Genomic DNA, 12193 nt, shown 5'->3' on the forward strand with positions numbered 1-12193 from the left:
GCGGGGCGGCCACAAGACCGCCCCGTTGTGGATCGCTTAGGCGACGAAGTCGTCTTCGGTTAGGTCTGCGCTGTTGATCCCAGCCAGACGGACCGAGCCTTCGTTGCCAAAGGTGATCAGGGTGTCATTGCCATCCTGCGCAACATTCACCGCGCCGCCGAAATCGGGTCCGAGGTCGCCGAACTGCAGCTGATCGCGACCAATCTCAAAGTCCTGGATCACGTCATTGCCGAAGTCTTCACCGAACGAGAACGTGTCTCGTCCCAGCCCGCCGATGAGAATGTCATCACCGCCTTCGCCCGAGATCAGGTCTCCGCCCGCGCCGCCATTCAGCACGTTGGACAGATCGCTGCCGACGATCACGTCGCCATCATCGGACCCGATGACGTTTTCAATGGACTGCAGCACGTCGGTCTCGAACTGGTTTTCGACAACGTCCTGACCGATGACACCGGTGCCCCCGGTCGCATTCACATCCAGCGTTGCACCTGCGTCGACCAGCGTGTCCTGCACCACCGGGCCGTTCACGCCCGCCGGAGCATTGTGCAGATGGATCGCCGAAACAGTGCCCGGGATTGGGGTGCCCAGCTCTGCCTCGCTGATGCCAACAACGCTCAGCTCGCTGGAATAGGTGACCTCACCAGTGTTCAGGTTCTGCGTGATGACAACGGTGGCCTCACCGGCCGCTTCGCTGTTTGACAGCGGCCCTGGCTCTTGCGCAGCGTCCAAACCGCCACTCAGGCTAACGGTGCGGATACCGTTTTCGGTCACGTCGCTGTCGACCGATAGCTGCCCGCGGATTTCACCCGCCGGGAACTGGTTGGTGTGGATGTTGTAGTAGAGGTTGCCTCGAACCGCCTGATCAACAAAACCGGCACCATCGGCAATATTAGACCCGAACTGATCCGGTGCCGCGACAACCGCATCGGTGACCGAGATGTTGAACCCGGCATCGCGGGTGGCGGTGCCATTGCCGTTGGCGTCCAGACGAACCTCGACCGCGACGTCCAGATCCGAGAAGTCGGCCGTGTCGATGCCGTCTCCACCGTCGATGAAGTCATTGCCCAGACCACCGGTCAGAACATTATCGGCATCGCCGGCAATCAGAACGTCATCACCTGCGCCACCGTCGATGTCACCATTGGTAGTGCCCAGATCGACAAAGATATCGTCGCCATCGCTCAGCAGAACGTCACCGTTGATCACGCCTTCGTCGTCATTGACGATGGTGACTGTGCCTGCGTCCGAGGCGTCGATTGCGTTGACCGTGCCGCGGATTTCGCCCTCGTTCAGGACGGCACCAACAAGGTTCAGACCGCCATCAACGCGCAAGCCCGCCGCAGCGTCCGAGTCCTCGGATCCAGCGATCAGACCTTCGTTGACGACCACACCGGCAAAGGACGCGTCATCCTGGCTGGTGAACAGGCGCAAGCCATCGCCCACCTGGTTGCCCTCTGCGGCGTCTCCACGGCCTTGCAGCGTGCCTTCGTTGACGACAGCGGCCGAGACCACATCCCCAGACACATCGCCGGTTTGCAACGAGACGGCTGAGCCGTTATTGCCTTCGCCTGCGTCAACCAGACCGGTGTTCGTAAAGGTATAGTTGTCGGCGGTACCATCGGCATAAACCGTACCGTTGCGCTGGTTGCCGGTGCCCAGAATGTCACCTTCGTTGATGACCTCGAGCCCTTCTCCGTCAATATTCAGCGCGCGGCTGTCCGAGGTGACAATACCCCGGTTGACGAAGGACCCGCCCGAATGATCGCCTGTGCCAAAGTAGACACCGTTCTGACCACCCGCAAAGACGCCGGTTTCCTCGTTGACCAGTTGGCCTTGGAAATTGACGTTGTTCACAGCGCGGAACGCGCCGACAGTGCCATTTGCACCTTCGGACGAGACCGAACCTGTGTTGGTGATCGTTCCGGTGAACAGAGCAGGGCCAAAGCCGCCGCCTTCCAGCCGGGCGCCTTCCAGACGGATGCCATCTCCGGCGGTGCCCAGACCAGCGCCTGCATTGCCGCGACCGGCGACGGAGCCTGCGTTGGTAACTTCGACCTCACCATTGCCTTCGGCAGACAGGGAAAGTGAAACGCCAGCGCCTTGGTTGCCTTCGCCCGCATCGATGGAGCCGGTTGCCAGGTTGTTGATCGAGAAATCAGACGCGGTGTCGTCGGCGTAGATCGTGCCGTTGCGCTGATCGCCAGAGCCCAGAATGTCACCGCCATTGACCAGATCAACGCCGGAGCCGTCGATATTAACCGCGCGGCTGCCGGATTGGATGGTGCCAAAGTTCAGCACATCCAGATCATGTTCGCCTTCACCGATATAGAGACCGTTGCGAGGCCCTTCGATCACACCGGTCGAGGTGTTCAGAATCTCACCTTCGGCATTTGCGCCATTGGCAATGCGAATACCGGCGGCGGTGCCCTGATTACTTTCGGTCGAAATCAGACCGCTATTGATGATCTCGGTTTCAAGAATGGCACCTTCGGCACCATCATCGATGCGGATGCCGTCTCCGGCCAGACCTGTATTTGCCGCCGCCTGACCGCGGCCTTGAATGGTCGCGCCAAAGCCGTTGAACACTTCGGTTTCCACGCGGTCTCCGAGCTCATCACCAACTTGCAGCGAAATACCGGCGCCCTGATTGCCGTCACCGGCATCAATCGTGGCGCCTGAGAAGTTCGAGATCGCAATATCCTCGGCGGTGCTGTTGGTATAGATCGTGCCGTTGCGCTGATCGCCGGTGCCGATGATGTCGCCAAAGTTGCGCACATCAATGCCCTGACCCTGAATATCAACCGCACGACTGTCCGAACTGATCACGCCGCCGCGGAAATTATCCAGGCTGCCAGAGCTGTCAGGCCCGGCAAACTGCACTCCGTTAAATTCCCCGGCTATCTCTCCGAAGTTTCGGACTGCGGCGCTGCCGGTCACCTGAACGCCGGTGGCCAGAACTTCGGGACCGTTATTTGCTTCGATCCGGCCCGAGGCAAAGTTGAAGATGTCGACATCTTCACCCTGCGCCTTCACCGCGGCCACCGCGTTGTTGGTGACTATCTCACCAAAGTTCAGCAGGCGCGAGAAATCATTGGCTAGCACAAAGGCCGGAGTGTCATCGACAACCGTGCTTTGGAAAAAGTTGTTCAAAAGGGTTTGGCCATCGCGGCTGGTCTCTTGCGCCAATGTGGACGTGGTTAAGAGACGTGCGCGTAAGCTTTCCATAAGTTGGGACAGCATGGGGGACTCCATCATGGGTTTGCGTAATGCGGTCCGCCCGCTGGTCTGGGCATTCCACGTAGCAAAGGGGTAGTCACCACCACGGCGCAGCTAAAATTCATCCTTCGAATTGGCGGTATAACCAATACAAATAGTCACGGATGGCGTGATATCTGGCCACCGTGCCTCGTTTCTTTTCAATTGGTTACGTGGCATGTCTCCGCAGCGCCCTTCTATTCAATGGCGCGGATTGACGGTTTTGTCAGTGATTGTGATGCCGATTTCCTGCAGCGGCGCGCCGGTTGGCGTATGTAAAGGGCATCCCCAGCGGGATCGGGAAACGGATCACGGGCCCAAAACCATGAATTTCAGAGACCTGGAATATGTGCTTGCCATTGCCAGACACGGTCAGTTCAGTCAGGCGGCTGTGGCCTGCAATGTCTCGCAGCCCGCTTTGTCTAATCAGGTAAAGAAGCTGGAACAGGAATTGGGAACGGATCTGTTCCTGCGCCTGAATAGCGAAGTGCGCCCCACTGCCTGTGGCAATCGCGTGATCGCCATTGCCGAGCGCATCCTGAAAGACGCACAGAACATCCGCGATACCGCGACTCAGTTTCGCAACCCCGAGGCAGTGCCTTTCAATATCGGTATGACCCCGACACTGGCCCCCTATCTGACGCAGTATTTTTCCGAGCTGTTCAGCGCGCTTTTTCCCAACATGCGTGTCACCATGGTTGAAGATCTGCCACAGAACATGTTGCAAATGGTTGAAGATCATACGCTGGACGTCGCCCTGGTGGCAAAGGTCAACAACAGCGAAGCGCTGGATTTCACCTCGATCTGGTCTGAACCCCTGTTTCTGGCCGTACGCGAGGGCCACCCGCTGTGCATGTTGCCATCTATCGCACCAGAAGATGTGCCGGTGCATGATTTTATCCGGCTTCCCCATAGTTTTGGTTATGAACTGGAAGACCGGTTGCCTGAATCAGACCCCTCGAACCGGGCCAGCAAGCGGTTTGATCTAAGTGCGCTTCGGTTCGAGACGATCTGCCGCCATATCTGCCACTCTGATGATTGCACCATCGTCTCGGCATTGGCGGCGGAACAGTTCAAACGGGACAAGTGGCCTTTGTGCTTTGTCCCGTTCGAAGGCCCGGGCAATCTGCGAAACCTGGGCGCGGCAACGCGTCCGGGCTGTCCCCGCCGACCGCTTTTGGACCGTATCGGTGCCTATATCAATGAACGGCCACCTGTCGGGGTTACGCCCACTTTTTCGCACTGAGCGCCAACTGATCTCTTGTATCTTGACCTGCGATGGCGGCCGGCACGCTGTCACGTAGCAAGACATGGGCCGTTAGGTCATGGTGATTATCCTCTTGCCCGAACGACCCAAAAGGCCGAACGTGTGGGGGTATCCGCCTTGTTAACGGGTTGTTCAAATTAGCGTGTGCAAGTCAGTTGACAATGGATTTTGTATTTTGGATACATTGGGCAGAGATATCGCGATGACACGAGTCGTCTAGGAATGCTCTGACCACAAAGAGCAACGCGAATGTCTGAATAAATTCATTTCTGGGAGACCCACATGAAACTGAAATTGATGGCCGCAACTGCTGCGATCGCCTTGTCGGCTGCCGCGGCACAGGCAAACACTCTGGTGTATTGCTCTGAAGGATCGCCCGAAGGGTTCGATCCGGCCCTGTTCACCGCCGGGACGACTTTTGATGCGTCTTCGCACCCGATCTACAACCGCCTGCTGGAATTCGAAACCGGAACGACCAACGTCATTCCCGGTCTGGCCGAAAGCGTCGAAGCCAGCGATGACGGTCTGGAGTACACGTTCAAACTGCGTCAGGGCGTCAAGTTCCATTCCAACGACGAATTCACCCCGACCCGTGACTTTAACGCCGATGACGTGATCTTCTCGTTCATGCGTCAGAAGGACGAAGGTCACCCGTTCAATCAGGTGTCCGGCGGCACCTGGGAATACTTCCAGGGTATGGGCATGCCAGATCTGGTCGAGTCCATCGAAAAGGTCGATGACTATACGGTCAAGTTCACTCTGACCAAGCCTGAGGCGCCGTTTGTGGCCAACATGGCGATGGATTTCGCCTCGATTCTGTCGGCCGAATATGCCGATGCGATGATGGCAGCAGGAACACCTGAAAAGCTGAACACTGCGCCCATCGGCACTGGTCCGTTCTCGTTCGTGGCCTATCAGAAAGACGCCGTAATCCGCTATGCGCAGAATGCGGACTACTGGAAAGACCCGGCGGACGTAGAAAACCTGATCTTTGCGATCACTCCAGACGCTTCGGTTCGTTACCAAAAGCTGAAGGCTGGCGAATGCCACATCATGCCGTATCCGAACCCGGCTGACATTCAGGCGATGAAGGATGACGGCGACATCAACATGATGGAGCAGGAAGGCCTGAACGTCGGTTATCTGGCGTATAACACCACTATGGAGCCGTTCGACAATCCGAACGTCCGCAAGGCGTTGAACATGGCGATCGACAAGAACGCCATCATCGACGTTGTGTTCCAGGGCTCGGGCCAAGTGGCCAAGAACCCGATCCCGCCGACCATGTGGGGCTACAACGACGCCATTACCGATGATGCCTATGATCCCGAAGCGGCCAAGGCGATGCTGGAAGCCGAAGGTGTTTCCGATCTGTCGATGAAGATCTGGGCGATGCCGGTACAGCGTCCGTACAACCCGAACGCACGCCGCATGGCGGAGTTGATCCAGGCGGATTTTGCTAAGGTCGGTGTGGATGTTGAGATCGTGTCCTATGAATGGGGCGAGTATCTGTCGCGCTCGAAAGAACTGAACCGCGATGGCGCCGTTCTGCTGGGCTGGACCGGTGACAACGGCGATCCAGACAACTTCCTGGCCGTGCTTCTGGGCTGTGACGGTCGCGAAGCCTCGAATCGTGCACAATGGTGCCACGAACCGTTCGAAGATCTGATCCTGAAAGCCAAGCAAACCACCGATCAGGCTGAACGCACCAAGCTGTATGAGGATGCTCAGGTCGTCTTCAAAGAGCAGGCACCATGGGCCACCATCGCACACTCGGTCGTTTACATGCCGATGAGCAATAAGGTGCAGGGCTACAAGGTGCACCCGCTGGGTGGCCACATCTTCTATGGCGTGAGCGTCGAATAAATCACCACTCACTGACCGGAGCCGCCCAAATTGGCGGCTCCGGTTTTCTATTTCTGGAGGTCGGCGCGAATGCCGGATTTGTCCGAGTACCGTCAACTGGCAAAGGACATGTCAGTAGACGCCGTGGCGCTTGTGCCCGGCCCGAATTTCACCCGCGCTTTGGGAAAACCCTTCATGAGCCACGAACGGCCTTTCGTGGTTGTGATCCCAGCCGAAGGTGCCCCAGCTGCGATTGTGCCAAATCTTGAGCTGGGGTCATGGGCGCTGGTCGGGTTTGACGGCGCTGTCTTTGATTGGCGCGATCAGGCAGGCTATGACGATGCCTTTACCGCGCTGGCCGCGCGTATGCCACTGTCGTCACTGGCGGTGGAAGGGCAGGTGATGCGGGTTTTCGTATCCAAGGCACTAACCCGCGCGATGCCGGATCTGCGCATTGTGGACGGCGAGCGTGAGATTTCTGGTCTGCGTATCATCAAGACCGATGAGGATATCGCGGCGCTACAGGCTGCGATTGATATCTCGGAACGGGCGTTGCAGCGGGTCATTGAGGATGTGCGTGTCGGCCAGACCGAGGTTCAGATCGAACAGGCCCTGATCCAGGCGTTGTTTGCCGAAGGCGCCGCCTCGCTGGCTTTTGCGCCGATTGTGGCCGCGGGTGATAACTCGGCGCAGCCGCATGGTAAGGCGCGGGCGGATTACAGAATCAAACCCGGCGACGCGCTGTTGTTCGATTTCGGTGCCCGCAAACACGGTTTTGCCGCCGATATTACCCGGACCTTTTTCGTCAAAGAGGTCTCGGACGAGGGCAGGGCGGTCTACGATACAGTCCTGCGCGCCAATCTCGCCGGTTTCGAGGCCTGCCGCCCCGGGGTGACCGCGCACGATATCGACGACGCGGTCATCAGCGTGCTTGAGGCTTCGCCTTTTGCCCACCGCATCCGCACCAAGACCGGACATGGTCTGGGCCGGGACGTCCACGAAGCACCGTATATCATGCGCGGGAATGACCAGAAAATCTTGCCCGGAATGGTTTGGACCAACGAACCGGGCCTTTATGATCTGGACAATTTCGGCGTTCGCATAGAAGATGACGTGCTTGTTACACGGGATGGCTGCCGGTCGCTGACCCGCTTTCCCAAAGATCTCACAATCATAGGTCGCTGATGTTTGGCTACTTACTCACACGCCTTGGCATGTTCGTTCCGACATTTCTGGGCGTGACGCTGATTTCCTTCATGTTCATTCGGGTTCTGCCCGGTGATCCCATCATCGTCATGGCTGGCGAACGCGGCATGACCGAGGAACGCTATCAGGAGATGGTCGAGAAGCTGGGCTTCGACAAACCGGTCCTGCAACAATACTGGGATTACCTTGTCGGCGTCCTGCATGGCGATCTGGGCGAGAGCTTTGTCACCAAAAAGCCGGTCTGGGATGAGTTCTTCGCCTTGTTCCCTGCCACGCTGGAGCTGTCGCTTTGTGCAATGATCTTTGCGGTGGCACTGGGATTGCCTGCCGGCGTGATCGCGGCGGTGAACAGGGGCAAGTTCTTCGATCGGGCGCTGATGTCGTCAGCCCTGGTCGGGTATTCGATGCCGATCTTCTGGTGGGCTCTGCTGCTGATCATCGTGTTCTCGGGCAATCTGGGTTGGACGCCAGTCTCGGGTCGGATTGACCTGCTGTATTATTTCCCCAGTGTCACCGGTTTCATGCTGATCGACAGTCTGTTGTCAGGCCAGGCGGGGGCGTTTGGTTCGGCCGTCCGGCACCTGATCCTGCCGACGATCGTACTGGGCACCATCCCGCTGGCGGTCATTGCACGTCAGACACGCTCGGCCATGCTTGAGGTTTTGGGCGAGGATTACATCCGCACTGCCCGCGCCAAGGGTCTGGCGCCGACACGGATCAACGGGCTGCATGCACTGCGCAATGCGTTGATCCCGGTGATTACCGTGATCGGCCTGTCGGTCGGTACCTTGCTTGCCGGGGCGATCCTGACCGAGACGATCTTTAGCTGGCCGGGTATCGGCAAGTGGATGGTCGACAGCATTTTCCGCCGTGACTATCCGGTGGTGCAGGGTGGCCTGTTGATGATCGCGGTGATTGTCATGCTGGTGAACCTGCTGGTCGATGTCCTCTACGGCATCATCAACCCCAAAATCCGGAGGCGGTGATGGCTGAACTATCCGCAACCCCACCCAAAACCGAAGACCGCCCCAGCGCATTGCGCGAGTTCTGGTATTACTTCAGCGAAAACCGCGGCGCGGTCATGGGGCTTTGGGTTTTTGCCGCGTTTGTCTTGTGCGCCGCCTTCGCTCCGCTGCTGGCGCCTTACGATCCGACGGAACAGTTCCGCAATCACATCCTGCAGCCCCCGGCGTGGCAAGAGGGTGGCAGCTGGGCCTTTCCGCTGGGCACTGACCCACTGGGCCGGGATATGCTGTCGCGCCTGATCATGGGATCCCGCTATTCCTTCTTTGTCGGCATCGTTGTGGTCTGTGTGGCCGTGACAGGCGGTGTGATCATTGGTCTGTTGTCCGGCTTTGCACCCAAATGGGTTGATACGATGATCATGCGGGTGATGGATATCATTCTGTCCTTCCCGTCGCTACTGCTGGCATTGGTACTGGTCGCCATACTCGGGCCCTCTCTGACCAACGCCATGATCGCCATCGCCATCGTTTTTCAGCCGCACTACGTGCGTCTGACCCGTGCCTCGGTCTTGTCTGAACGTCAGAAGGATTATGTCACCTCGGCCCGCGTGGCCGGTGCCAGCAAAGCGCGGCTGATGTTTAAGACCGTGCTGCCCAATTGCCTGGCCCCGATCATCGTGCAGGCGGCGCTGTCCTTCTCGACCGCCATTCTGGACGCCGCAGCCCTTGGCTTCCTAGGCATGGGCGCGCAGCCGCCCACGCCAGAATGGGGCACCATGCTGGCCGAAGCGCGAGAGTTCATTCTGCGTGCATGGTGGGTTGTGACATTCCCCGGCCTGGCCATCCTGGTCACCGTGCTGGCCATCAACCTGATGGGCGACGGTCTGCGCGACGCGCTGGACCCGAAACTAAAGCGGAGCTGACGACATGAGCCTGTTGGACATCCGAAACCTCACCGTCGAATTCGCCACCGCTTCGGGGAAATTCCGCGCCGTGGATGGCGTCGATCTGTCCGTCGACAAGGGTGAGCTTATGGCCATCGTCGGCGAAAGCGGCTCGGGTAAATCCGTGTCGATGCTGGCGTTGATGGGCCTGCTGCCATGGACGGCTACTATCACCGCCGATCAACTGAGTTTTGAAGGCATCGACCTCACCAAAATTTCGGCTCGTGACCGCCGTAAGATCATCGGCAAAGACATCGCCATGATCTTTCAAGAGCCGATGTCGTCACTGAACCCCTGTTTCACAGTCGGCTTCCAGATCAAGGAAGCCTTGCGGATTCACCTCGGCCTGAATCGCAGGGATCGCCACCAGCGCGCCATCGAGCTGTTTGATCAGGTCGGTATCCCGGCCCCCGAAAGCCGCCTGAACACCTTTCCGCACCAGATGTCGGGCGGGATGAACCAGCGCGTCATGATTGCCATGGCCATTGCCTGCAATCCCAAGCTGCTGATCGCAGATGAGCCGACAACAGCGCTGGACGTGACCATTCAGGCGCAAATTTTGGACCTGTTGGTTCGGCTGCGGGACGAACAAGGGATGGGGCTGGTACTGATCACGCACGATATGGGTGTGGTCGCTGAAACCGCTGAACGGGTTCAGGTGCAATATGCCGGTCAAAAGGTCGAGGAGCAGCCAGTCAAGGACTTGTTCCGCACCCCGCGCCACCCCTATACGGCTGCCTTGCTGAGCGCGTTGCCAGAACGGGCGACCTCGAAACTGTTGCCGACTATTCCTGGTGTCGTGCCCGGTCAGTTCGACCGGCCCAAAGGCTGCCTGTTCAGCCCCAGATGCCAATATGCGGACGACCTCTGCCGATCTCTGCCGCCAACCCCGCACAGCGCGGATTTCGGTAAGGCCCGTTGCCATTATGTTGAAAAGATAACCGCCGGAGAACTGGCATGACCGCCCCCATCGTTCAGGCCAGCGCATTGGCCAGATTCTATTCTGTCAAAGGCGGATTGCTGTCGAAACCGGCAACGGTCAAGGCGCTGTCAGGTGTGGATTTTGACCTGCAACCCGGCAAAACACTGGCGATTGTCGGAGAATCCGGCTGCGGAAAATCCACGCTCGCGCGCGTGGTAACGATGATCGAAGAACCGACCTCGGGCAGCCTGACCATTGATGGGGTCGACATTACCCCGTCGAAATGGGCGCAAATGCGCGAGACGGTGCAGATCGTGTTTCAAGACCCCTATGGTTCGCTCAACCCGCGTCAGCGGATCGGGCAGATCCTGCAGGAACCGCTGATCATCAACCGCCCCGACATGTCTGCCGCCGACCGCGAGGCCCGAGCGCGTGAGATGATTGACCTTGTCGGCCTGCGCCCCGAGCACTACGACCGCTATCCGCACATGTTCTCAGGCGGTCAGCGCCAGCGCATCGCCATTGCCCGCGCGCTGATGCTAAACCCCAAAGTACTTGTGTTGGACGAACCGGTCTCGGCGCTGGACGTGTCGATCCAATCGCAGATTCTGAACCTGCTGGTCGAGTTGCAGGAGCGTTTGAACCTTGCCTATCTGTTCATCTCGCACGACCTGTCGGTGGTAAAACACTTCGCAGATGATGTGATCGTCATGTATTTGGGCCGCGCGGTTGAAAAAGCCCCAAAAGAGTTGCTATTCGCCGCGCCCCGTCATCCCTATTCGAAGGCTCTGTTGTCTACGACACCCCGCGCTGACCCTGAGGCCCGGAAAGAGCGGATCAAGCTGGAAGGTGAATTGCCGTCCCCAATGAATATCCCCAAGGGCTGTGCCTTTGCGCAGCGGTGCTGGCTGGCCACCGAAGAATGCCGCGCCGCGCCGCCCGAGCTGAGCGGAGACAGGCATCAGGTCGCTTGCCTGCACCCGTTGGACTAAACCCGCTTATTCGGTTTTACGCGTCGCCGTAATCATGGCTAGCAATTGTTCCTTGGTGCGCTGGATATGCCGGGTCAGCAGGTCACAGGCATCATCGACCCGCCCCGCACGGGCCAGCGACAATAGCTCGCGGTGGTCTTTCTTGGCGGGTTCGCGTTGCTCCATTACACTTAGATGCATGCGAACATAGCGGTCGGACTGCACGTTTACCCGCTGAAGGATTTCGTTGCTCAGCCCGCGACCGGCAGCGGCGTAAAGCGCCATGTGATATTCATTGTTCAAGCTGCCCCAGCGGCCCACATCATATGCATCATAGGACTTTTCCATCGCATCCAGAATCCGATCGCATTCGTTGAAATCGGCGGCAGTCATCTGCTGAATGGCGCGTTTGAAAAGATCCACCTCAAGCAAGACCCGCAGGTCGAAAATCTCTCCGATTTCGGACAGGGAATGCGATGTGACCGCAGCACCTCGGTTGTTGGTTAGCTGCACGAGGCCCTCGGCATCCAGCCGTTTCAGCGCCTCGCGGATCGGCATGCGCGAGACGTCGTAATCCTCAGCCAGTGCCTCTTGACGAATGGTTTCACCTTCGGCGATTTCACCGCTCAGAATCCGCTCGCGCAGATCGTTGGTGATGACGTCGGGCAGGCTTTGTCGGGGGATCGCACGCGTTCTGGGCATTCACTTCGTCTCGGGTACTGGAAACTTGTATCCAAAATACAAAATGCCTGAACAATTTCCAAGCCTTTTGCAATAAGGATAACAATTAGGTGTCGCACAGATTCTGACGGACCATG

The 12193-nt window shown here is 58.3% G+C and carries 9 protein-coding genes; 7 read left to right on the forward strand and 2 right to left on the reverse strand.

Annotated features, from left to right (window positions below; all coding sequences use genetic code 11):
* Positions 1 to 36: 36 nt before the first annotated feature.
* Positions 37 to 3240: a beta strand repeat-containing protein gene (locus ACR0AL_RS08915; RefSeq protein ID WP_170412048.1), complete on the reverse strand. Its 3204-nt coding sequence runs from the start codon at positions 3238 to 3240 to the stop codon at positions 37 to 39.
* A gap of 340 nt (positions 3241 to 3580) precedes the next feature.
* On the opposite strand from ACR0AL_RS08915, the gene ACR0AL_RS08920 reads away from it, so the two are divergent.
* The 7 genes from ACR0AL_RS08920 (at position 3581) to ACR0AL_RS08950 (ending at position 11396) form a co-directional block, all read left to right on the forward strand.
* The gene (locus tag ACR0AL_RS08920) at positions 3581 to 4501 is read left to right on the forward strand and encodes a LysR family transcriptional regulator (RefSeq protein WP_170350057.1); all 921 of its coding nucleotides are present in this window, start codon (positions 3581 to 3583) and stop codon (positions 4499 to 4501) included.
* A 303-nt stretch (positions 4502 to 4804) separates the two neighbouring features.
* The gene (locus tag ACR0AL_RS08925; protein ID WP_170350058.1) at positions 4805 to 6388 is read left to right on the forward strand and encodes an ABC transporter substrate-binding protein; all 1584 of its coding nucleotides are present in this window, start codon (positions 4805 to 4807) and stop codon (positions 6386 to 6388) included.
* 69 nt (positions 6389 to 6457) lie between these two features.
* On the forward strand, positions 6458 to 7552 hold the full coding sequence (locus ACR0AL_RS08930; protein WP_480647428.1) for a M24 family metallopeptidase: 1095 nt from the start codon (positions 6458 to 6460) through the stop codon (positions 7550 to 7552).
* Positions 7552 to 8559 carry an ABC transporter permease subunit gene (locus ACR0AL_RS08935; protein ID WP_170376837.1) on the forward strand — a complete coding sequence of 336 codons (1008 nt, stop codon included), beginning with the start codon at positions 7552 to 7554 and terminating at the stop codon, positions 8557 to 8559. Before ACR0AL_RS08930 ends, ACR0AL_RS08935 begins: the two co-directional genes overlap by 1 nt.
* Entirely contained in the window at positions 8559 to 9461 is a 903-nt protein-coding gene (locus ACR0AL_RS08940) for an ABC transporter permease subunit (protein ID WP_170350061.1), read from the forward strand. The genes ACR0AL_RS08935 and ACR0AL_RS08940 overlap by 1 nt, the downstream gene beginning before the upstream one ends.
* A gap of 4 nt (positions 9462 to 9465) precedes the next feature.
* Complete coding sequence (locus ACR0AL_RS08945) at positions 9466 to 10443, forward strand: ABC transporter ATP-binding protein (protein ID WP_170350062.1); 978 nt, start codon at positions 9466 to 9468, stop codon at positions 10441 to 10443.
* Complete coding sequence (locus tag ACR0AL_RS08950) at positions 10440 to 11396, forward strand: ABC transporter ATP-binding protein (RefSeq protein WP_170376836.1); 957 nt, start codon at positions 10440 to 10442, stop codon at positions 11394 to 11396. The genes ACR0AL_RS08945 and ACR0AL_RS08950 overlap by 4 nt, the downstream gene beginning before the upstream one ends.
* A 6-nt stretch (positions 11397 to 11402) precedes the next feature.
* Here the strand turns inward: ACR0AL_RS08950 and ACR0AL_RS08955 are convergent, their stop codons facing one another.
* On the reverse strand, positions 11403 to 12077 hold the full coding sequence (locus ACR0AL_RS08955; protein ID WP_170350064.1) for a GntR family transcriptional regulator: 675 nt from the start codon (positions 12075 to 12077) through the stop codon (positions 11403 to 11405).
* Positions 12078 to 12193: the final 116 nt, after the last annotated feature.

The sequence above is a fragment of the Ruegeria sp. BB1 genome (assembly GCF_056539465.1).

What these genes read in the sequence shown, in the direction of transcription:
- ACR0AL_RS08915 (WP_170412048.1), bottom strand. Translation starts at nt 3,240, where the DNA reads ATGCTGTCCCAACTTATGGAAAGCTTACGCGCACGTCTCTTAACCACG.
- ACR0AL_RS08920 (WP_170350057.1), top strand. Translation starts at nt 3,581, where the DNA reads ATGAATTTCAGAGACCTGGAATATGTGCTTGCCATTGCCAGACACGGT.
- ACR0AL_RS08925 (WP_170350058.1), top strand. Translation starts at nt 4,805, where the DNA reads ATGAAACTGAAATTGATGGCCGCAACTGCTGCGATCGCCTTGTCGGCT.
- ACR0AL_RS08930 (WP_480647428.1), top strand. Translation starts at nt 6,458, where the DNA reads ATGCCGGATTTGTCCGAGTACCGTCAACTGGCAAAGGACATGTCAGTA.
- ACR0AL_RS08935 (WP_170376837.1), top strand. Translation starts at nt 7,552, where the DNA reads ATGTTTGGCTACTTACTCACACGCCTTGGCATGTTCGTTCCGACATTT.
- ACR0AL_RS08940 (WP_170350061.1), top strand. Translation starts at nt 8,559, where the DNA reads ATGGCTGAACTATCCGCAACCCCACCCAAAACCGAAGACCGCCCCAGC.
- ACR0AL_RS08945 (WP_170350062.1), top strand. Translation starts at nt 9,466, where the DNA reads ATGAGCCTGTTGGACATCCGAAACCTCACCGTCGAATTCGCCACCGCT.
- ACR0AL_RS08950 (WP_170376836.1), top strand. Translation starts at nt 10,440, where the DNA reads ATGACCGCCCCCATCGTTCAGGCCAGCGCATTGGCCAGATTCTATTCT.
- ACR0AL_RS08955 (WP_170350064.1), bottom strand. Translation starts at nt 12,077, where the DNA reads ATGCCCAGAACGCGTGCGATCCCCCGACAAAGCCTGCCCGACGTCATC.